At 40.1% G+C, this 21,165-nt stretch carries 18 protein-coding genes; 1 reads left to right on the top strand and 17 read right to left on the bottom strand.

The genetic code is table 11. From position 1 onward, the window contains the following. Positions 1-176: 176 nt before the first annotated feature. The 3 genes from BLW49_RS24930 to BLW49_RS28955 form a co-directional block, all read right to left on the bottom strand. A complete protein-coding gene (locus tag BLW49_RS24930) occupies positions 177-2,279 on the bottom strand; it encodes a GTPase domain-containing protein (RefSeq protein WP_090727578.1) in 2,103 nt (700 codons plus the stop codon). A gap of 351 nt (positions 2,280-2,630) precedes the next feature. Further along, positions 2,631-3,965 carry a 5'-3' exonuclease gene (locus BLW49_RS24925; protein WP_090727577.1) on the bottom strand — a complete coding sequence of 445 codons (1,335 nt, stop codon included), beginning with the start codon at positions 3,963-3,965 and terminating at the stop codon, positions 2,631-2,633. Between the two features lie 116 nt (positions 3,966-4,081). After that, positions 4,082-4,222 carry a hypothetical protein gene (locus BLW49_RS28955; RefSeq protein WP_170862569.1) on the bottom strand — a complete coding sequence of 47 codons (141 nt, stop codon included), beginning with the start codon at positions 4,220-4,222 and terminating at the stop codon, positions 4,082-4,084. A gap of 309 nt (positions 4,223-4,531) precedes the next feature. Between BLW49_RS28955 and BLW49_RS24920 the strand changes: the two genes are divergently transcribed. Continuing rightward, a complete protein-coding gene (locus BLW49_RS24920) occupies positions 4,532-5,557 on the top strand; it encodes a hypothetical protein (protein ID WP_090727575.1) in 1,026 nt (341 codons plus the stop codon). A 54-nt stretch (positions 5,558-5,611) separates the two neighbouring features. Here the strand turns inward: BLW49_RS24920 and BLW49_RS28950 are convergent, their stop codons facing one another. The 14 genes from BLW49_RS28950 to BLW49_RS24855 all read right to left on the bottom strand — a co-directional run bounded on the left by BLW49_RS28950 (position 5,612) and on the right by BLW49_RS24855 (position 21,134). Continuing rightward, positions 5,612-5,767, bottom strand: a complete 156-nt coding sequence (locus BLW49_RS28950) for a hypothetical protein (protein ID WP_170862568.1) — start codon at positions 5,765-5,767, stop codon at positions 5,612-5,614. A 12-nt stretch (positions 5,768-5,779) separates the two neighbouring features. Further along, entirely contained in the window at positions 5,780-6,451 is a 672-nt protein-coding gene (locus tag BLW49_RS24915; RefSeq protein ID WP_139237032.1) for a hypothetical protein, read from the bottom strand. 125 nt (positions 6,452-6,576) lie between these two features. Beyond that, positions 6,577-7,026: a hypothetical protein gene (locus BLW49_RS24910; protein WP_090727573.1), complete on the bottom strand. Its 450-nt coding sequence runs from the start codon at positions 7,024-7,026 to the stop codon at positions 6,577-6,579. Positions 7,027-7,205: 179 nt separating this feature from the next. Continuing rightward, positions 7,206-7,682, bottom strand: coding sequence for an LNS2 domain-containing protein (locus BLW49_RS24905; protein ID WP_090727571.1), 477 nt, complete (start codon positions 7,680-7,682; stop codon positions 7,206-7,208). 185 nt (positions 7,683-7,867) lie between these two features. Beyond that, positions 7,868-9,223, bottom strand: coding sequence for a hypothetical protein (locus BLW49_RS24900; RefSeq protein WP_090727570.1), 1,356 nt, complete (start codon positions 9,221-9,223; stop codon positions 7,868-7,870). Positions 9,224-10,030: 807 nt separating this feature from the next. After that, positions 10,031-11,515, bottom strand: coding sequence for a hypothetical protein (locus BLW49_RS24895; RefSeq protein WP_090727569.1), 1,485 nt, complete (start codon positions 11,513-11,515; stop codon positions 10,031-10,033). Between the two features lie 728 nt (positions 11,516-12,243). Then, positions 12,244-13,524: a hypothetical protein gene (locus BLW49_RS24890; RefSeq protein WP_090727568.1), complete on the bottom strand. Its 1,281-nt coding sequence runs from the start codon at positions 13,522-13,524 to the stop codon at positions 12,244-12,246. A gap of 168 nt (positions 13,525-13,692) precedes the next feature. Continuing rightward, the gene (locus BLW49_RS24885; protein ID WP_090727566.1) at positions 13,693-15,651 is read right to left on the bottom strand and encodes a vWA domain-containing protein; all 1,959 of its coding nucleotides are present in this window, start codon (positions 15,649-15,651) and stop codon (positions 13,693-13,695) included. 73 nt (positions 15,652-15,724) lie between these two features. Continuing rightward, the gene (locus tag BLW49_RS24880) at positions 15,725-17,206 is read right to left on the bottom strand and encodes an AAA family ATPase (RefSeq protein WP_090727565.1); all 1,482 of its coding nucleotides are present in this window, start codon (positions 17,204-17,206) and stop codon (positions 15,725-15,727) included. Between the two features lie 115 nt (positions 17,207-17,321). Then, positions 17,322-17,894: an NYN domain-containing protein gene (locus tag BLW49_RS24875; protein WP_090727563.1), complete on the bottom strand. Its 573-nt coding sequence runs from the start codon at positions 17,892-17,894 to the stop codon at positions 17,322-17,324. After that, positions 17,891-18,352 (bottom strand): hypothetical protein, encoded by a 462-nt coding sequence (locus BLW49_RS24870; protein WP_090727562.1) that lies wholly within the window; start codon positions 18,350-18,352, stop codon positions 17,891-17,893. Before BLW49_RS24870 ends, BLW49_RS24875 begins: the two co-directional genes overlap by 4 nt. Positions 18,353-18,652: 300 nt before the next feature. Beyond that, positions 18,653-18,925 (bottom strand): DUF1292 domain-containing protein, encoded by a 273-nt coding sequence (locus BLW49_RS24865; RefSeq protein ID WP_090727560.1) that lies wholly within the window; start codon positions 18,923-18,925, stop codon positions 18,653-18,655. A gap of 173 nt (positions 18,926-19,098) precedes the next feature. Then, a complete protein-coding gene (locus tag BLW49_RS24860) occupies positions 19,099-20,259 on the bottom strand; it encodes a replication-relaxation family protein (RefSeq protein WP_090727558.1) in 1,161 nt (386 codons plus the stop codon). Then, on the bottom strand, positions 20,259-21,134 hold the full coding sequence (locus BLW49_RS24855; protein WP_090727556.1) for a hypothetical protein: 876 nt from the start codon (positions 21,132-21,134) through the stop codon (positions 20,259-20,261). The genes BLW49_RS24860 and BLW49_RS24855 overlap by 1 nt, the downstream gene beginning before the upstream one ends. Positions 21,135-21,165: the final 31 nt, after the last annotated feature.

The raw sequence follows: 21,165 nt of genomic DNA, 5'->3' as shown, positions 1-21,165 counted from the left end.
AACCGCAGTGCAATAATGGTTAATACCCCACATATCCGTCTGAAAACATCCTAAAATGAGTTTTTTATATCTCACAGGGCCAGCTACTAAATGAACAAATTAAGCCAGCAGTGGTTGTAACCCACGCTGGCCTTTCTAGTTTGTCCATGAGGAGCAAAGCGCTTTTGTTTGTTTAATCATTCGTAAAGATACATCTTAGCTAGTAATGCTTCGAGCTCAATTTTCAAACACATTTCAATTCCGTTTTTCCAGTATTCAAAATCACTGTATTTCTTATTGAACAGGGTCATGCTTTTTCTAAATCCACTATCCGATGAAGTATACAAAAAGCACATCTCAAAGGGTTCTTTTAGTAAATCATAACTGAATGATTTCGCGATCGACCGCACAATTTGGTGCCTATGCAGATTAAATTGCTTTGTTAGAGCGCTCCGCGCTTCATTAATGACAGCTTGGCCAGAACCATGAATTGGATTGAGGTTGGAGAAGTCAATATCAAAGTCTGTCTTCCAACCCGAGAAAAACTCATTCATCCACCTCTCGATCATACTGCAGATATGGAGACTAAAATTTTCGTAAACATTTGCGTTAGTTGTATGGCCTATACCGTTACGATGCTTCCATACATAAGTACTAACCGATCTGCCATGGAAGGCATACTTTGTCTCTATATAATTGAGGTAAGAGTTTTTATGCCTCTCATTTAGCTGGACCATCTTTTGAGCGAACTGATCTGTTATTTTATTCATGTACCCATTCATATTGATCTGCATAGCCGGTTGATCCGCTTGTTCACTTTGAACACAATATTTGACGCCGTCTTTAGGTGCGGGTGAATACATATTATGAACAGTTAAGGATAAGTCAATTAATAAGCGATACAATTTATCGGTTGTGATTTTTTTACTCAGATGATCATTAATTATCCCTAATCGGTCAAGCTCCATACATATAAAGTCAACGTGCCTACCAGCGATACTTGGAGTTATCCCTACTTTTGCAAATATTTCATTGTCTATGGCAACCTCGTCAATAAGTACCTGGTAAGCAGCTTCAGCTTCTTGTGCTATGAAATCTGGAGTTAGCTGTCCAGAACCGGTAATAGACCGAGACTTTTCTCGAAGTGCGGAATCAATCACAGTATCCGCTTTAGTACGAACGAACGATAATGGTCGTTTATCAAGTCTCTTCTTAGAACTGATCAGTAACTCTTGAGAAATCATGAATTCCGTTGTAGATCTGCTACTCCCGCAAAGAAACATTAAAGCATTAAAGTTCATATTCAGTACGCGTTCCAATGCATCTTGAATATCTGATTTGTCTTCCGAAACTTGGGTAAGACCTGGTGTATCCAAAATATTGAGACGTAGAATTTTATTCTCATACTGGTGTTCTCTATAGGTTTCCTCATAAAGCTTACTGAATTCTGTGCTAGGCTTTACCATAAAAGCGAACTGCTCTACTGCGATTGAATATGGACTTTGTTTGTTATAAGCCTTCTTCACTAAGTCATGCACTTCATTTTGAGTGACCTCTCCAACAAAGATATAGGTCCCAGATTCGACCTCTTTACAAATTGATTTGATTTGACTCATAACATAATCGTGAAGTTGATCAAACCAATCGTAATAATTTTCCATTAGCGTAGGATGTTGCTCAAGCTGGCTACTGATTTCAAGCTGGTAGAGAAGTTCTTTTCTTGGTCTTGGTGTGATAGTTTTCGATTCTTTCTCTCTTTGGCGAACACGATCTAGGAAATCCGGAGAAATTTGCTTATACAGTTTGAAGAGAACTTCTTGAAGTTGTTGCACTGTAGGACAAGGATTTCCACCAGATAAAACTTCTCCTGCTTGCTGAACTATATGTTCATAAAAATGATAGGCTCTGTTTGTTGGGTCTAGCACTTGTTTAATTATTGTTTCATCGAATACCAGATCATCCAAGTCATCTCTGTTAGCGTATAGATACGCACCAAAGGCCTGTTCGATTTGATGTTTAAATGTTATCTTATCCGTAGATTTTGTTTTAATTTGAAGGATGACTTTACCGTCTCCAATCTCAGAGTTCAACATTAAGAGGGTATCAAATAAACTTGTCTGCTTGCTTCCGATGTTTTGAGAGAGGAGCTTCTTATATTCATCTACCAAAATCTCAGCTAACGTTGTCGACTTCGTGCTACCCGATGGCCCAGCGATAGCTATAACAGGTGCACTTGCTTGCTTAAAAAGCAATTCTTTAATACGTTCTAGAGTAAGTTCAAAAGAATTTGCTAACACCATAAAACCTCCTTAGGATGTTTTCACGGCGCACCTTCGATGATATTTAATGAAAACGGAAAGGGCACAGTCTGAAAAACACAGACTATGCCCATAAAAAAGACCGGCCATCAAAGTCTGTTCGAAGTAGACTTACAGAACATAATACTGCGGCCCGCGCAGCGTTCTGAATCTGATGCGATATGAAATTATTTCCAATATACTGATTACCACCTGTACATGTCAACAAACATTTCCAAAATAAAATTTTTTGAAGCTAACATTCGCCACCAGATCAAGACTTTTACAATTACATTTATACTTCATTAGCACTGCCCTGTAGAGAAAAACACTCCCATTTCTCAAAAAGAAATACTAAGCAGCTGATATTTTAGAAATATTTATTTCTAATTCCTCTAGAACACTCCGCATACCTTCTTTGTTAATCTTCATTACAAGTTCATCAAAGTTGATGTCCTGAAGTGCTGACGAATCCGTATAGAGCATTGCCAGCTGCTTGCTCATATGAGCTGCCTCAGCAAATTGTTCCAGCTTTTCTTTCAATTTTCCTTTCAGACTATCTGTGTTTAATAAAACTTCTTCCACAGTACCGAAGTCTTTTAGAAGTTTAGTTGCTGTCTTTTCTCCAACCCCCGGAACCCCAGGAATATTATCGCTGTCCTCACCACAAAGTGCTTTAAAGTCAGCAAATTGTTCTGGGGTGAGTCCATCGTACTTGGCAAGAAAGGCATCTCTGGTCATTTCTACGTTTTGACTCAAAACTTGAGTCACGTTACCATCTAACAGCTGGAACAAATCCTTGTCATTGCTAAGTACAATAACGTCACCACGTTCCTCCGCAATGAATCTCTTAGCAAAATGACCAATAACATCATCTGCTTCCATTCGATCAACTTTAACTTGAGGTAGATTCATCGCATCAAACAATTCATATGACAATTTGATTTGATCAATCAAGGATTGAGGTTTCTCCTTTCCATCTCTGTTGGCTTTGTATTCTGGATAAATCTCACGCCTCAGCAGAAGCTCTCTCTTTTCATCAACAGCAATGGCCACATGAGTTGGCGCATAGATGCGTACAATGCTGATAAAACGGTCTACTAAAGCTTTAATCGCATTTGTGTACACACCAGTAGAGGATTTCATTAGATCCTTTTCCTCTTTCCCGTAAGCGGTGGCAAAGTAACAAGCACTAATTAAGTTGCTTGCATCAACCAACAGCAATCTGTTATTCGATCTCATGATATCCTTTGAAATTACCGATTTTTCATTCATGACCTGGGCTTTCTTAACGGACTGGCTATATGTTTTCACCTGAAAAGGTGATTTGTCGAGTTCAACAGAGAGCTTCATATCCTTTAATTTCAATGTCTTCACATCCAGGATTGCTCCCTGTCTTATTTGCTCAGACCTTAGCTTATTAGCCAGATCATTTAAGGCAGCTCTTAGCGTTGAAGAAGAAAGTCCTGCCAATGATAACTCGAATAACTCACCTATTTGGGTGACGCTGAATTGCTGATCTCCATCAATATCATCACTTAACTGAACCTTGAACCGAAAATTATCCAATTCCACATTAGTGACCTTCCCTGCTGACGAAGGAATCTGTTTTACCAAGCTAGCCAAACTAGTAAATGTGCTAGAGACTGTACCAACGGGAGAAAACAATACGCCAATATTTACAATCATATAACTCCTCCTTAATTTAAAGTTCGAAATAAAAAAAGGGACTTTTTGCGTTGTGATTCGCAATAAGTCCCTTACTCAAATTCAAATACGAAGCATTTAAAGATCCTCTTGAACACTTACTCGGCGCCAACAAGCTGTTTCAAGCTCGGTTGCTCATTTTGAGGGGTGTTCCACAGTTTTTCAACCATATAAGACACAAACTCGATGCCATAAGTAATAATCAATTTCCGAAGCTCAAACTCGTAGCAACTCTTCATCTGCTATAACTCCTTTAGTTTCAGATAACGCAAAAAATCGCGTAAAAATTAAAAGAACCAGGATTAATGACACTACTAAGAATAGAGTGTCTTTGGTCGTTTTAATTAAAACGCGATTCACAGTCAGAAAAAACAAAATTTTAGAAAGCTCGGTTAAGTCGCATGACGCCGAGTGGAAATAAACTGTAGTAAGTTAAGGTATGACTTGATATTATCACAAGATCTTGGAAAAAGTCTATCCCCTAAAAGAGTGCTGGACCCTCCGTGAGGTTGTATAATAGGATCACATATAACAATGAGGTGAGAACAATGAGTGAAGCAATGAAACCAGTATGGCTCTTGCTTAAAATTACTTTAATACTGGCAGTTGCTGCCTACCCCATTACCTTTATTATTCAATTATTTTCTGGATCGATAAACCCGTTTAGCACATACAACCAGATGCTAGCATCCGTATTCATGGAATATTGGGATTGGATCCTTGTCATCATTATCTCCTTTCTATTTATGAGATCAGATATATTATTCAAGTCGGTGGAACACATTCGAAAGCGGCATTACGAATTGGAGTTTTTACGGTGGAAGAACACGCCTTATATTGCACCACTGCACTTGCTATACTTACTTTCCCCTCCTGGGGCAACGACAGATGACAAGAAGAGCAACGCCTTCGATGATATGTACAAGACTGTCATAGCAGACTTTAGAGAACGTATATATATCAATGCGAAATTTTCTTCTGTTGATCCGGAGGCAAAACCTTCTCTAAGGAAAATCCTTGGTCAGCCGCTTTTCTCTCAGCTGGTCGTAAATACCATCATGATAATCTTTGGTGTAGTAGGAATGCTAAACTTGAATCCATCTGTCAATGAATTATTTAGTGGTTGGGGAAAAGCATTTATACCACTCGAAGTCCTGTTTCTCTCCAGGACATTCAAAATTCTTAATGCAATTAGGCTCGCTCACCCATCAAAGACCTATCAACTGATCGTGCATCAATTCGGAATGGAAGAGCCCAGAGTGACCTGGCGAGAGCTTTTCCCCGATTCCCCATATGGAGAATCAATCTTATTTGCTTGGAGGGCTGATTGCGAGAAGAGGCAACGACTTGCTTATGAATTATCCGGGAAAACTGTTCCTGTTAAAATGGAGTTTAAGAGCACCGGACTCGCTCCTCCCCCCTTCCCAAGTAAAGAAATTCCGGAATGGACAGATCAAATGGTTCAATCCCTTGAAGCACAGCAAGCTGAATGGAGATCTCAAATCGATCAAAAAAACAAAGTGCTGGAACAAACCTCTAATGGGAAAATTATTGCTTTCAGAAATCGTGGATAAATACGTTAGACGAAAAATGAAGCCTCGTCCTCTCGGACGGGGCTTCTTATAAACTCAAATGGTATACAGTGTAATTAATCTTGCGATGACAGCTAGACTTAAGATAATACCCAGAATTTTACGCAACACTCGTTTCACCTTTAGAAATAAGTATAATCCTACGATAACCGCTGCGATTTCAATATAATACGTCTTAATAAATTCTATCATTTTCCATCCCCCTTAAAAAATACTCATTTGCACCCCAGTATGCATCGCGGGAGGGCTGACAAGTTCAATTTGCACACCTTCGTAGGCCTCCTCCAATTTTGAAAGTTGATGAATATTGAAGACAAGCGCTTCATCCTCTGTCCAGTCATGCCAATCATGATCTTGGTCCGCCTTCTCATGTCCGTTTTCCGTTATAAGAGAAAGATATCTTCTCCCCATAATTGGACCGGTCGAATCACTAGAATGAATTGGATACCGATACAATGCACGTGAGCTGCAGCCAAGGATGTGAAATGGCTGATCCGGATACAAGGAGAAAATCTTATCTAAGATACGGACTCTTTCCTCTTCGCTTAGAAACACCATTCCTCCGATAGCCAACAGTTCATGGTCCTCCGCTACGAGTTTGCCTAGCGCATCAAAACCACTTTGAGGGTGCCATATCTCAATCGGGTTTACGCCTTTAGAACGAAGATAATTGGCATTGATTTTGCTCTTACAAGGGTCGCCCACAACATCAAGATTGAAGCAACCAAACAAAATGTCTCGATGCTTATTCACAAATGTTGCATACTCTTTTATGGATATAGGAATCGTCTTACGAGCTTGTTCTTCCACAACATAGAGTTGTTGTTTCCATTGTTGGGTCCCTTCAATCATTGTTGATAAAATACGTTGTTCCATTCTAAGTGTTCTTCTTGCCTTGTAGTACGAAAATTCACCTGAATCCAATAGCACCTTACATTTATATCTCCGGGCATTCTTCTTCCAATTTTCATGAGTATCATGACGTAGATGCCAATAACTCATCAGAACCAGCTCCCTGGTGCCTGTGAATATTCTTTGATCATATACATCATGGCTGGGTCACGATCGAGGCCGGCGAAGAAGAAACGGATCCCCTTCATTACAATTCGATGTGCCCGTGTCGCAAGAACTTGCAGACGTGCAATTTGCTTGATATCTACAAGTGCTAACCGAATGAAACCCATAATGAATGAATTAAAATGATTAAATTTCTCCAACTGCTGGCGTGTTACACTTCGTTTATATAATAGGTAAGCAATCGCCCTCCGGATCAGCTCCCTTGGGACCTTATTGGCATTCGTGCTTTTTTTCGTTCGAAAATAAATAAATTTGTTGTCCACTTTATCGATGTAATTTTCATTATTAGTGCAAGTGAACAGTTTACCCTGCTTCTTCAACTTTTTTACTGCAGTTCTTTCGTATTCAATAGCTCTAATATTAAACTTATTCATGCTTGTCACTCCTTGTTTAGGAAAATATAAGAACAAAAACTCGATAGGAGGTTACTCCCCAGCGGGATGGTCGTCCGAAGACAGACTTGATACCTCTTATCGAGTTGTTTAATAGCTTGTAGTGTGTAAATTCTTTTGTACGAGTCGAAGTACCTTATCAAACTAATCTGCTCAGGTGTTTAATCAACTCTCGTCAAATTGAGAGATGACCAATCCTTAAATCTTCGTTCGAATGATTTATTATAATTTTTTGCGGGTACAAGTGCAGGGATTAAATCCATTAACGTCTGCAATTCGCAAGGGTCATCTTCAATACACAGGGTCGCCTTTAATCGTAATGCTGCCCTGCGCTTATCATCAGTGTATATGACTGGTAGTCTAGGGAAGTTATGTTCTTTAAACCAAAACTCTGTAATTGTTTTTGTCCACGCTTCACGCTCAGTCACGTAAAAAAGATGATTGCCTTGTTCTATAAACTCCTTCAATTTCTCCGCAGCTCCTAGTGCTGGTTCTGCATCCAGATATACATCGGGATTGTTCATGAAGAATTCTTGAGGTAGTGATAGCGGATCAACGTCTATTCTGTTTACTTTGGTATATATCTTTTCATTTGTTTGGCAGATCGTATTATCAATATCAACTAAAGCAATATGCATTATATTTTCGCCCCTTTTTTATGAATAGAGTGAAATAAAAAAAGGTTTATCCAAGTATGTCCTGGATAAACCTTAAATCTCTGATAACAGATTATTCAAAAAGAGAATCGTAGAAGCCTATGTTTTAGAGTATTAATATCCTTCTCTTAGCACAATTATATTTAGATTAGCTCTTAGATCTTAGTCTATGCGACTTGTACAGGGCGTCTAGATTTGTTCCGCAAGTCAATCTCTACAGGGGACTCATTAGCCATGAGTAAATCATCTAGTCCCTTAGCTACATTAGGATCCCAGCACCAAATAACAACCTCAATGCCCTCTTCCTCTATAGCCAATTTCGCGAATTCCACAAGATTATCAAAGACAATCTTGTTTTTTCCACCTTCTTTATCTTTTGCAACAAGAGCATCCATATCAAGCGCAATCGCTAACTTCTTCGCACCCCACCTCTTTAGAGCAGGGATAACGTCTTTGTATTGACCGGCACCTGGCAACCCAATCAAGATTGATTTGTACTTTGTAATCCGATTAGCAGAAAAGTACGACTTGTGCTCCCCTTCGGTCGCTACCACAAGATCTGGTTGGCCCATGTAAGAAGTAATTTCTTCACCTGGATCCCAAATTTTCAAAATTGTATTTGGAGGAACGATGTTTAGGGGAGCACCAGAAGAAGCTCCTCCTTTACGCATTTTCATCGGATCACTCTCAAATTCGATATTCGGTCCCGAAGAGAACCATAAATATTTCCTTTTTCCGTTACCAGTCGATATTCTCAAACGCATAATTTGGCCAAGTTCATTACGAACTGGAATAAAATATTTACCCATTGCAGCAATGGTCCAGTACCAGTCTCGAGGGTTCTCAAAATTTCCGTTTCTACGCAATTTCTGTGTAAAACCCGGTATTCTCTCCAAATTATAACCCTCGGATAGGAGCATCTTAATAATGCTGTTTATTTCTGGGTATTCTCTTGGGATAGAACGCAATCCAATGGAGACAATCTCCTCGTCAGTATACTGTCTCTTGGAACGCCACTCATTCACATGCTCCTCGTAAAGTGGACAGAGAGATAAAAAACGACGATAGACACGATCACAAACGTCGTCAGGTTGGGGTTCTACATCCTCGATAGCAGGACGTGGTGTTATGCTTCTGACTGAGACATCCCTTCTTGCTTCATGAGCAGACGAAGAGCCATCATTGTAAATGACAGGGATCCCCATAATATCTGCAATCCCGATCACACAATCCAAGAAATTCCTTTTACTATCCCACTCACCATATTGGCTCCAGGAGTAATATGTAATTGCATCTCCTCCTTTGCAGCCACATCCACCTCCACCAAAACACTGAAAGTTTCCTTTGTACTTATTAATATAAGTGTCCGGAGTTTTCTCGTAGCCATGATTAGGATTTGGACAATAAGTAACCCATGATCTGGATCCACCACTTTTGACAATATGCCCCATCTGAATCGCTAATTCATAGACACCGACACTTTTCACTTCATCAATGGTTGCCTGGCTAATTGATTTTGTCATCTCTGTTCCTCCTTATTGAATGATGTTTGGGTTGTAGGGCACAAAAAAATGCACTTGCCCTTTCCAATGACCAATCTCTAATCCTAATAAAAAGGGATTATTGTCTAAAAGAGACATGGTTGGTCACTCGAAAGAGGAGTGCAATGTTGTTAGAATGGCCCTTGTGCGCATGCTAGGACTGGAAATAAATAAAAAAGGTATGAGGTAATTGTAGCATATTCCATTTCATTATTAAAGACATGAAGTACTGATATACCGTCATGCTGTAGTAACTATTAAATGAAAGATCTAATAAATAAAAGAATGAACTACTTATAACGCTTCTAACCCTTATTCTACAAATCACAATCTACTTATCAACAGAAAAATACAGAGAATCATCTTTTAGATATACAAAATTACAGAAAGAAGAAAAAATTCATGACATAAAAACAGAATAATATTTCAGATCCGAAGCCTATTTGGTGAGAAAAGTCCTGCTGCTACTGGATCACTTTGTTATTCATATAATAATGGATCAATCAACAACTATAATTCTGTATTTATCTGAAATTGTATTTTTTAATTAACTTACTCTTATTATCAACAATATTGGTTCTGTATTTAGCTGAATAGATACCTGTGTTGTTTTCAATAATTCTGTATTTAACTGATTTTATGCAAAAAAAATAGGATCATGGGATCCGTTTGAGATTGTATATTTAATTGCATGCATCACAACATTACTTCGAGTACCGATGATACTAAATTAAGACTTGTGAAGATACAACACAAACAGCCCTCAAGTTTTAAATTTCAAAACGAAGGCTAGGCAAGTTGGATATTCTTTAAGATGAATTCCTCAACCTTAAAGTCATGAGGCACATCAGGAATCAAAGTCCATGAAGGAAGTTTTTCTATTTGATTCTGCATCCATTTTCGAACTTCATAAGGATCAGTTCCATTCTCCACTTTTATTAATGCCTGGATTTCAATGTCCTGATACTTATTAGGACATTTCTCCAATGAGAATGCATAACTGCGGAGTGTAACAGTGTCGATATAATGATCTAAATCTGAGAAATTAGCGTAATCGGTGTGATCATAAGCTGCTGGACGAGTATAGTTTTGTTCGAGCTTTGCTATGCTTTTTCTGCACATTCTTTCGAATGAGCGTAGACTGTGATGACTCACAGCGGATGCAAATTCAAAAAGTCGACCCTTTTCGAGTTTCCTTGGACTAATAAATTTATATACTCCGGTAGCTTTAGCGATCTCGAGGTAAGCTACCATACCCTTATGGCGCAATTCATCTTGGATGAAATCTAAAATATTCGTTGGAAAAATTCTGTTCTTTTCGTATAATTCTCGGATTTTTTCGACTACATAGCGAATATACTTAAAGCTCTTACCTCTCAGCATACGAACAAGTTGGAAAAATTCGCTTCCGTTATTAATTAACTCGAATTCTCCTATCAGATTCTCGGATAAGAGTTTTTGAAGATGACGAATAATCCTCCGGTGTGTCCTTTTACCATGAAGGACATCCCGATATTGGGTTCCTGGGACGTATTCGCTTATGTAGGAGTCATTAATTAAGCAGGTTAATTTTGCTGAGGTTGTACCCTTCTTACCCTCAATGTTCCATGACTTAATAAGAGGCTCGTCAGAAATACGTGTGTTAGAAAGAAGCTCTAAGAGTTTCCGGAGCTCATAAACATGGCGCTTGTGCAGCTGCTTCAAGATGCCCTTCTCTTTGTTTAACCAATAGAAGACATCTTTCCCCTTCTGATTGCCCTGCTTCCGAAGTAGATCGAATACAAACTTTTGCCCAGAGATCGGCAAATCCGTGAACTGTTTCGAAAACACAAAAGGATTTACTACAACAATACGTCCAATTTTATTGGTTTCAGGATTAATAAAGTGATTAAGCGAAAACTCACTAATTACCCCAGTTACCTTTTCTTGAATGAGGCCCAATTTAACGAATTTTTCAAATGCGATGTAGAACTGATCATCACAGCATGGATCTTCGTAAAGTTCATGGAGTTTTTTGTAAATCTGATGTCTTGATACATTTTGGAGCTTGCCTTCGGAATTGAAGCACACATGAAGTGTAACCATAAGCATTAAATCAGCTTCAGTCACATGCCAAACAAGTCGACTAACACCATTGCTTCGTGTTCTGAACTTCTCACTGGCATGGATCTTTTCCGAGATGGAGAACAGAGCATCTATAAATCCATCAGTTAGTGCGATATCCTTCTTCCCTGATTCTTTGGGCTGTGTGAACTCAAAAACTACATCCGTCATAATTGGACCTCCTCTCATAAGAATATGTAAAAAAATGCTCAGATTGTAGACGTAAAGCGGGATATTTTGGTATCATTCCTTTAGAAGACAAAACTAAAGGAGACCCTTAACATCCGATTGGAAGTTAAAGGCTGCAGAGATCAATTTAGGCTGGCACGCCATTGGTCTAGTACATTTATTTATGAGACATGTGGTGGTACACATCTCTCACATCAAACTTCCGGTGGCACGGAAGTTTTTTGTTTTATATCAAATGTCAGCTTTTAACCTATTTCGACATTAACATTTACCCCAATATCGGTCAATCGGAGTAGAATGTATGGTAATTTAATGAAGTAGACCGATTGTACACTTAAAAATACATTCTACTCCGCGTAAAATACATTCTACTCCCATGAACATACATCCTACTCCGTGTAAAATACATTTTACTCCCTCCTATACCATACATTCTACTCCCTAAAAATTCTGATAATATTTTTCCACATTAATCGACTTTTTCTTTATCAATAAAAATTGAACGGAGTAAAATGTATGGTTTATGGCGAAAAGCGGAGTAGAATGTATGGATTTTGACGGAGTAAAATGTATGGATACTGAGAATTACGGAGTAGAATGTATGGTTAAATAGGGAGTAGAATGTATGGTTAGTAAATAATTTAAACTGCAAGGTTGTTGCATTAGAGCTTAGACCTTGCAGTCGAATATTTTACAGTTGACCTCAAATCTTATTTTGAAGCTGAAACGGCTATATCGAGCATTGTAAGTTGCAGGGGCTTATCCAGGACCGACATTTTCTCGGGTTCCGTTCCTAACGTAGCTTTATGGCCTTGAAGCCAGTCTGACGCTACAAACTCGATGTGAGTATATTTTCTACCTGTTTTACACAAATTGAACGCGGTAATAACATCGGCATCCAAGAGATGGCGAAACGAAGTTTCAATAGTCTGTATTGTCCGTGCACGATTAAATTTCGTATCCTCTTCATCCTTTAAGATGATGTGATCAATCAACACATCTAGGTCAAATGTGGAAGTCCCATCTTCAATAGCATCAAGGATTTTCAAATAGATCATCCTTGCATAGGAAGTAGGCAATTCATTAAAGATTACCATGTTTATGAAAACATAGTTACCTGCAAGGAGTGACTCATGAAGAACATCGTGGAAGGATACAATCGCAGCCCGTTCTTTTCCACCTTCTTCTTCCTTGGTTCGTGCAATCCAAGCCAAACTCTTGATCGGACGATGCTGAATTGTAGCAGAGTAGAACTTTGAAGAATTCGGATCAAAGTATTCTTTATATTCAACCCAGGTAGCCGCAATATTTTTCAGGCTCTTGTGAATCAGGCGATACTCTCCTCCGGATGGTTTAGTAACCATAGCTTCAGCTAAATCTTTGAACTCGAACTGGATCTGTTTGTTTTTCCCCTGGTTCAGCCAAAGTTTAAATAAACCTACTAATACCCTCGTGTCATATGAGTTCAGAAGCGCCCCGTTGTCATTCTTATATATCATAGGTCGGAACCCACGTCTTTCTAACTCGAGAATGTCGCCTCCAGTTAATTTGTTCATTGTTACAGCATGGGGTGTGCCTGATAAAAAGACACCGCCTTGAATAAGATTCTTTTCAAGAATGTGCGAATTGTATTGCTTTCGATACTCACGTTTTAATTGGATCGTAAGCTCGATAGTTTTTATAATGAGATCGTAGCGGATTTGTTCAAGATGTTCCGCATCACTTATTTTTTGACCAGCGCCTTGGATCGTTATAAATCTCTTTAGAAGCTCATTCTCTTTATTTTTGAACTTCTCGAGTACCGGTTTTAGCTCGTGAAGGTTACTATTCATTAGTCCCTTAGCTACCTTTTGGAGATCGGATTCAATCATTCGATCAATCTTTTCACTTTCAATGCGGCAGCTCAGCATGTCCAGTTTCTTTTTGGCCAAGGCGTCTATCTCATTGGAGATGAGGTCATTGAATTTTGACATTTCTCTATCCACCTTCATTCCTCATTTCTCCTTCATATTGTAAACGCACTGAAGACATAAATCTATTATCGAAAAAAAAAAGAAGCACCATTACATGGAAATCTCGTTAAACGATTCCATGCAGGTGCTTCCTGCGTTCATTATTTAATTAACATTAATATTAGAATAAATCTAATAAATCGTCAACTATCTTCTACGACGTTTGATGATTTGCATGACATTTTGTGAAAGATCCCTTGCAAGATTCTTCGAAACGAAGATGGCACCGCCAGGATACATTTTTTTCACAGTTTCAAAAGCATATCCTGATCCAATGAAAAGACAGATTACATCTATACCATTTTGTTGCGCTTGTTGTACAATGGATTTCATTGTATTCTCGTCTTCCCCCTCCTGAAACCAAGGCTGTCCGTCAGAAAGAACAATTAGTAGACGAATGGATTCCCGATACCTTCTTAATTCATTTACTGCCCATTGAAGTGCAATAGTATCACGGTTTCCAACTTGCGGTTCTAAACCACCAATGAATCCTTTCTCCACGTCCGTGAGCTTCCCAAACGGCTTTAGAGGAAATACAATAGATGCATGATTAATAACCGCTCTTTCAGGAATCGATTGGTCGTCTGGGACAGGATACTGGACCTCTCCATTCTCATGTTGAACATAGTCACTGTCTGTAAAGGCGTAAGCAGCTGTTGGAATTTTGGCAGACTGCGTTGCTTCAGACAATAACACGATCGCTCGCTTCATTGCTTCAATCCTGCTAGTCCCAGGAAGGAACTCCCCTTGGGTAGAGCCAGAACAATCGTCAAGAACTAAAATTCGTGCATCTTGAGCAGGAGTGCCATTCACCTTCTTTATGAATACATTTGGGTCATCCATGATTGATGCAGACCATACCTTGGATACATTCAAGCGCCCAGATCGTTGATTAGCATAACGCTGATCAGGTGTTGGATCCAGCAGTTTTTTGAGGGCGGCAGCCACCGGTTGGATTTGGCGCTGCACTTCGGCTTTAATCCTATTGTACTCAGGTACGTTATGTTCATAAAACGGGGTTAACACCACATGATCTGAATGAGGTAATTTGCCTTTTCTCTTTTCGTCAATAGTGACGTTGATTTGCTGAGCTTTATAAGGTCCGGTTTCCTCGTCAGCAGCGTTTTCATCAGCTGCTAGTTCTGCATTCAATGATTTCAGTGTCGATTTGAAATCTGGTTCTTGATCAAGATCGGATTCTTCTTGGAGAGCTCCGTCTTCATCTGCATCACCTACTTCTAATTCAGACTCATTCTGGTCAACGCATTTCTGCATTTTCAGCTGCATTTTAACCACAACGCGATCAGAGTTTTGCTGAACCTCATCCGGATCGCCCCAACTCGAATTGTCGTGCCCAGATTCATCCACTTGAGGATTCTCTTCTTCTTGCTCATCTTGGACCATCCAATCCCACAAAGTTGGCCACACAGACTTTACAATACGTGTCGTATTATCCATACCTTCCTGTGTAGATTTACTAAATTTTACGTCTTCGACCATATCCATAACGCTATCAGTCAAAGCAATGGCCTCGGGATGCCAATCAGGTATATCTATCAGGCCGAAACCTCTGCTTGCCAAACATTCGCGGAAATCATGAAGGCGGTCTTCACCCGCATGCTCTCCTCGGATACCGAAGCGCCATTTGTAGTTACAAAAGTCAAAGTATTGCTTTGCCTCAGGCAAATCGGTGATTACGAAGTTTTCCATACGTACATCGACCATCATCCCAGAGAAGTATTTCAACCATCCCATGGGGTACTTATCATTAGATTCCCACTCTTTCCTATCAGTGGATACGTTTTGCTCTCTCCAATTATAAGTAACGCCAGCTACGTCATACTCAATATGACCTCGCTCGTGAATAGCGTGGCCTTTTCGCAGCATTCGAAGTTCATCCATGGTAAAGGATTGATGAGATGGGGTCTGAAGATTGTACTTAATATATATATCAGAATAATTGGTATAGGAGGTCTCCAAATCTGTCCAATACATGTTGAATTTTTTTCGTCCGAATTTGATGAACAGGTAGCGTTGTAATCGCTCCCGCTCTCTGTCTTTAATGATCGCTTCCCTCGACGGGAGTAAGTTAACTGGTAATGCCATAGTGGATTCCCCCAATATCTGAGTTTTTAAATAGAAATGGAGGGGAACTGAATCATCCCCCTCTGGTCATTAATCAGATTGCTCCGTTCTCGTAATCTTCCTCTTCCTTCGTTTTTGGAAGGTCAGGAAAAACACTTTGACGAAGCCCGTCGCGAATCTTGATCTTTTCGATTTTATCCTCAGTGCGATTCAGGATGAAATCCTCAATCGCTTCAATCTTCATCTCTAAGTTCGTACCATACTTCTTGAAGTGTTGCGCCGCGCCGATGTAGCCACGAATGGTCTTAGAACGTTCTCCCGTCCCTTCCGTTGTAATCAGCTCATCTATTTGTTTCTTCACGTTTTCCAAGAAGGTTAATGTATAATTATCCGTCAAACCTGTTTTCTTGATCAACAATTCCCTAAACTCCAGCGAATATGGCATCTCTAAGACCGCAAAACGGTCCATCAAAGCGCCATTCGTCAAGCTTACACCTGCGTATTGCTCACCCACGTTCATCGAACCAATAAAAAGATGATGCGGATGACGTTGAATCGAGCCCTTTAAGGTTGGAAGTTGTCGATTTTCATCAAGGACGGGATGGAATACTGCAGTAATCTGTCCTGGAATCATATTCAATTCCGAGTAGTTGGAGATGCCTCCGTATTGTACCGAAGTAGCAAATGGAGATAGGTCGAAAAAGACTTCCCCCTTAGCAAAGGAACGGTCTCCAACGATGCTCTCCTTACTTTCATTTGCATTTCCTGATTGTAAATAAACCGGCAAGCCGAGCACCCATGCGATGGTTGCAATCAACGTATCCTTCCCGGAACCTTTTTCACCGATTAGAATTAGATCTTTGCCATTCAGAATGTGCCGGAAAGCACGAGCAATAAATGTTCCCATGTAAGGCATTTCTGGCTTTACCGGCTCTGTAGCCATCGTCGTCATCTGTACCTTATCGAATACGGACTCGCGCAGTTCATTAATATCCATAATCATAGACGCAGGAAAATTCTCGTCCTTCAAGTAAGATAGAACTTCATTGAAGCCATCTCTCCAATTACGCTTGGTCGAGATCGGAGATGCTGTTGATGTCGAAATCATTGGATTCGACGAAGAAATTGGAGTAGCAGAACTCGCCGCTGCAGAAGACCCTACCGGGACAGGTGGAACCACGTTGAAGTTTAAAGAGACGTCATCATAGGTTGTGGCGTCCTTAACCAAATGCTCGTAGTCACTCGGATCTTTCGCGTGATAGGTTTTCTGCATTAGACATCCAAGTTTTTCTGCTATAGCTTGAGCAAATGCAAAATGGTTGCATCTAGCCCCTGACGCACTATCTTCGCAGTAATGATAGAAAGCGCCCCCGTGCTCATCACTCACCACATAACCAGGCACATTAAGACTAGTAAAGTGGATTCGAATTACAGAAACTTGAACTCCTGCTCGGTCATATTCTGCTTTTTCGATCTGTTCTACTTTTTGCGGCAACTTCATCATAGCTGTCTGCAGGGTCATAGGATTGAGTGGTTTGGTAATGGAAGCTCTAATACGCTTAGTTGTAGTTGTCATGATCTGTTCCCTCCGAAATATATCGTTTAAAATCAAAAAGCCAATGCAAACCTCATAGGAGGATCACACTGGCTCATTCTGCATGCGCATTAATTCGTTTTTTCTGTTCAATCATCTAAACAGCCTGTTTACTCCCTTTCATTATTCTGGGGACCAAATGGGCCTTATCAATCACTTCGATCAATATATCTAGTGGAATTACGCGATCAACGCTTTCACGCATATACCTTGCTGGCCAATCTTCTTTAATGATTGCAACCACTTTTGAGTATTTACGAGCTCTCTCGACAGCTGGTACAAGGTCAGCATCTCCCGAAAAGATAAATAAAATATCGTACTGTTCGCGGGCAAATTCAACTATATCGAGTGCAGCGAGTACATCAACTCCTTTTTCTTGCAACCTACCATTTGGATCGGGCTGACAGATCCCTTTGTGGGTATGGATACCATCTTTTTTCAGAGCATCAAAAAAGCGAGTTCGATCGTAATAACGCTTCTCATCAAGCTTCTTAGGTGGAATGGCTCCATAGAAGTGATACTCGCAATTTACATCTCCATAATCGCTCTTGAGTACCGAATGAACTGCCTCATAGAACGAAACCCATGGCCGAATTCCTTGAATATTCATGGAATGCAGTTGATGTATTGCATTGATCTCGTCTACTAGGATAGCTGCTTTTATAGTCATGACGAAATGACCTCCCCTTCTACATCAATGGAGAGCTGAAAGGAGAATAACGATGAGAGATCTGATGCATCAACGGGGACACCCAACTTATCCTTCCTGTTTTCAACAGACAAAATCCAAGTACCGGCATTGACAACAGGAATTGCAGCTATGCTTAGATTCTCATGTGGTGAACGCCAAATCTTGTCAGCGGAGCGAGAAAAGCGCAGACGTTTAAGTTCTTTCGTTGGCAGATCTCCCTCATAAGTAAACTGGATCGATACACAACGTGCGTTTTTGAGCCAGATTTTGATTTGACGATAAAGATTTCGCATGTTTACTACCTCAACACTGGAAAATTCCAAATAGACCCTCGTAGGATCGAAGCGATTAGCTCTTACACTTCCTTTACCAAACAACAATGGTTTAGGTAGTTCTAGAATTTGATCCCAGGTCATCATTACTTTTTTAAGTATCACTCTTGGTTTCCTCCTGTCGAATCGAAATAGGTTAAAAACAAAAAAACCACCCATTCACAGAAACCAAAATTACAACTCGAAAAAAGAGCAATTGTAATTAGGCATCTATAAATAGATGGATTTTGACACAGTAATTCCTTGTTGGTTTTGTTATGTAAGTTAGAATGGGTCCTTCCGCGTGGCGGGACCAGTAAAAGAAAAATGAAGAACGGTATAACTAAATAATACCATAAATCTATTTGAATGATAAGCGTTGGAATGAAAAGTGGCCCGGATGGGCCAGCAGGGGATAGAGCCGATTTAATTAAGAACGTCTTTGTAGTGAGTTAACAGATAATCATTGACTTTGTCCCATTCATCGTCATTGTCGATGTCGTGAAGCTCCGAATTCCCTTCTTCAATCTCTACAACTTTAAATAAGTTATACGAGGACTCATCAGTACTTGCAACAACATAACCTTGAGTTTCAATATAGAACATCTTCAAATATTTTAACTTGGTCCGATTGTCCAGCTGATCACTAATGATAATTAAATCAACTGGAAAGTTTTCATGGCGTGAGCTTGTGCTCATAATTTCTCAGTCCCCGTTCTAAAGAATATACTTAATCAGCACAACGGTGCATAATTGTCAAAAGTTAATATTATCTATCCACTTTAAGTTATAAAGTGAGAAACTGTCAATAATTTAGACCAAGAACGTATTGAGAAAGGGGTTTCCCCCCTTCCCAATAAATCTTCTTGATTCTAGATGTCATCATCTTCTATATTCGGCTGCAGCGACTCATAATACTGTGAAGCAGTCATCCCTGAGTAGTTTGGCTGCAAGTACGGAATAGACTTTCGTACAAGAACATTTTTTTCGAAATTATAGGATATAAAAGTGTCGGGACCAATTCCGGAAAGAATACGTTCGTCGGTGCTGAAGCGAACTTCCACACTCGGCATATATATTTGAGCCAGCTCTGCAAGAGTTTTAATGCGGCTGTCTCCGTCTGCAATTAAAATTAAACGGTTGGGTCTATGATGCTCCGGCAAGGATTTATAAGCGAGTTCTGTCCTTTCGAACCTAACAATCGTCTTATTTACCCAATCTCGAGTCGGTCTGAAAACTTCAATCCAGAACTCTTTAAAATCGTTTCTATTCTTAATGACCTTAAATGAGGCGTAAGGATAATGATTTGAGTTTGTGCCCGGAATTTTTATCGGTGGTCTACGAGTCCATTCCGTCAAGCGATCAATGCTAACAAGCTCACTGTAGAGCTCGTTTGCAATCAAATCCAGAAAGAACACATCCATAGAGGGGGATCGTCCTGGTGGAAAAGCGATAGGCTGAAGCCAAAATTTATCCGGCAACCTTCTTTGAAACAAGGTTTCTGCTGCTTGAGCACCTGTGCGAGTCAAGGCATATACAGTTGGCTTTTTACGCTCATCCTGCAGAGGAGATACCCATGAGAAAGCACAAATAATCCCGCTTTTACGGCACTTTTTGATGAACTCAAAAGTGCTATTATCATTTTCTTTTGTTGGGTCATCTCTTAATACTCGGTGGATTTGGCTCCGTGTTGCGACTCGAATGGTAGAAAGTAGGTCGAGTAGCTTGATTTCTCTATCACGAAAATGCCCATCATTCAACTTCTCTGCTAACCAGTACTGTCCATTACGAATCCCCTCGTTCGCTTTAACAAATACCTGAGAGGCATATGGATCACTGAACAAACCGAATTTCGAGCCGTCCGGTAACAACATTTCACCAATGTCATTCGGTGAATCCTGGCCATAAGGATTGTGCTCCGGAGGAACTAATGTAAGTACGTGTGGTGAATGAGAGGGAGCAGATGTCCCTCTCGCCACACGCTCAGGATGCTCAGAGCCTTCAAAACTAAGTCCCAATGCGCTATTCTTCATCAGACGAGTCTTCTGCCTCGTCTGCCGGCACTAATTGCTTTATTAGGAATGATTGTAATGGCCTTCATTCGCTTTTGCTGATGGTTGATTTCTAACACCTTGATTGAGACTTTCTTTCCTTTTTGCAGGACATCAGGTGATGCGTTCGGTGGAAAGTTCGTCCGGACAGTCAATCCCGGTACCAGCTCTATAAATACACCATGTTCAGAGTGTATTTTAGTAATCGTTCCGGAGTAGGAACTTCCTTCTTTGAAATGGGCAATCTTGTGCCAAGGATCTGGAAGAAGAGCCTTTGCGCTTACTTCCAGCAGTCCGTTTGGATTTTCAGCAGTAGGAGCCTCAGCCTTTAGAACTTTTACATCGATAGTGTCTCCAATTTCAAATTCCAACCGGCAGTCCTCAATAAACGACCAGCTTATTTCTTTCTTGTTCAGTACGACAGGAACACCTTCAACCAGTAGGTACAAATTTGAAACGTCCATACCACGAATGAAACCAACAGCCACAAAACCTTCCTTAGCTACACGCCAGAAACGCTTTGCAGAAACATCCAGGGCGACAATACGGTTCGCGAGAAACCAGTGGCTCTCACCATCTTCGCGATCGATACTCTCGACAACGAATTCGAATTCCTTACCCAAAAAGTGGTGTAGACCCTTGAATTCGTAGTTATCAATTCGTGTCTTAGGTAGATAGCCATATACACCTTTGTAGCAAAGCTTAAGCATTTCTTCACGCTTTTCACCAAATACCAAAGTTTCTAATCCAACTGCTTCAGCGTAGAGCACTTGATTTACACGATGGGACTCTCGAAGATCCGCCCACGCAAGTTGCTCTTCGTTTACGTTTTCGAAACGTTGTTCTGTTGTACGCATTAATTAATCAACTCTTTCTTTATAAAATTTT

Source organism: Paenibacillus sp. PDC88 (genome assembly GCF_900106725.1).
GTDB lineage: Bacteria > Bacillota > Bacilli > Paenibacillales > Paenibacillaceae > Paenibacillus > Paenibacillus shunpengii.
Note: the sequence above shows the minus strand (reverse complement) of the source record. Positions and strands in the feature narration are given on the sequence as shown.

Excerpts from the sequence above, each read along its gene's own strand:
- BLW49_RS28950 (WP_170862568.1), bottom strand. The coding sequence starts at position 5,767 with ATGATAGAATTTATTAAGACGTATTATATTGAAATCGCAGCGGTTATC.
- BLW49_RS24890 (WP_090727568.1), bottom strand. The coding sequence starts at position 13,524 with ATGAAGGTGGATAGAGAAATGTCAAAATTCAATGACCTCATCTCCAAT.
- BLW49_RS24905 (WP_090727571.1), bottom strand. The coding sequence starts at position 7,682 with ATGCATATTGCTTTAGTTGATATTGATAATACGATCTGCCAAACAAAT.
- BLW49_RS24895 (WP_090727569.1), bottom strand. The coding sequence starts at position 11,515 with ATGACGGATGTAGTTTTTGAGTTCACACAGCCCAAAGAATCAGGGAAG.
- BLW49_RS24920 (WP_090727575.1), top strand. The coding sequence starts at position 4,532 with ATGAGTGAAGCAATGAAACCAGTATGGCTCTTGCTTAAAATTACTTTA.
- BLW49_RS24885 (WP_090727566.1), bottom strand. The coding sequence starts at position 15,651 with ATGGCATTACCAGTTAACTTACTCCCGTCGAGGGAAGCGATCATTAAA.
- BLW49_RS24855 (WP_090727556.1), bottom strand. The coding sequence starts at position 21,134 with ATGCGTACAACAGAACAACGTTTCGAAAACGTAAACGAAGAGCAACTT.
- BLW49_RS24880 (WP_090727565.1), bottom strand. The coding sequence starts at position 17,206 with ATGACAACTACAACTAAGCGTATTAGAGCTTCCATTACCAAACCACTC.
- BLW49_RS24915 (WP_139237032.1), bottom strand. The coding sequence starts at position 6,451 with ATGGAACAACGTATTTTATCAACAATGATTGAAGGGACCCAACAATGG.
- BLW49_RS24910 (WP_090727573.1), bottom strand. The coding sequence starts at position 7,026 with ATGAATAAGTTTAATATTAGAGCTATTGAATACGAAAGAACTGCAGTA.
- BLW49_RS24925 (WP_090727577.1), bottom strand. The coding sequence starts at position 3,965 with ATGATTGTAAATATTGGCGTATTGTTTTCTCCCGTTGGTACAGTCTCT.
- BLW49_RS24930 (WP_090727578.1), bottom strand. The coding sequence starts at position 2,279 with ATGGTGTTAGCAAATTCTTTTGAACTTACTCTAGAACGTATTAAAGAA.
- BLW49_RS28955 (WP_170862569.1), bottom strand. The coding sequence starts at position 4,222 with ATGAAGAGTTGCTACGAGTTTGAGCTTCGGAAATTGATTATTACTTAT.
- BLW49_RS24860 (WP_090727558.1), bottom strand. The coding sequence starts at position 20,259 with ATGAAGAATAGCGCATTGGGACTTAGTTTTGAAGGCTCTGAGCATCCT.
- BLW49_RS24865 (WP_090727560.1), bottom strand. The coding sequence starts at position 18,925 with ATGAGCACAAGCTCACGCCATGAAAACTTTCCAGTTGATTTAATTATC.
- BLW49_RS24900 (WP_090727570.1), bottom strand. The coding sequence starts at position 9,223 with ATGACAAAATCAATTAGCCAGGCAACCATTGATGAAGTGAAAAGTGTC.
- BLW49_RS24875 (WP_090727563.1), bottom strand. The coding sequence starts at position 17,894 with ATGACTATAAAAGCAGCTATCCTAGTAGACGAGATCAATGCAATACAT.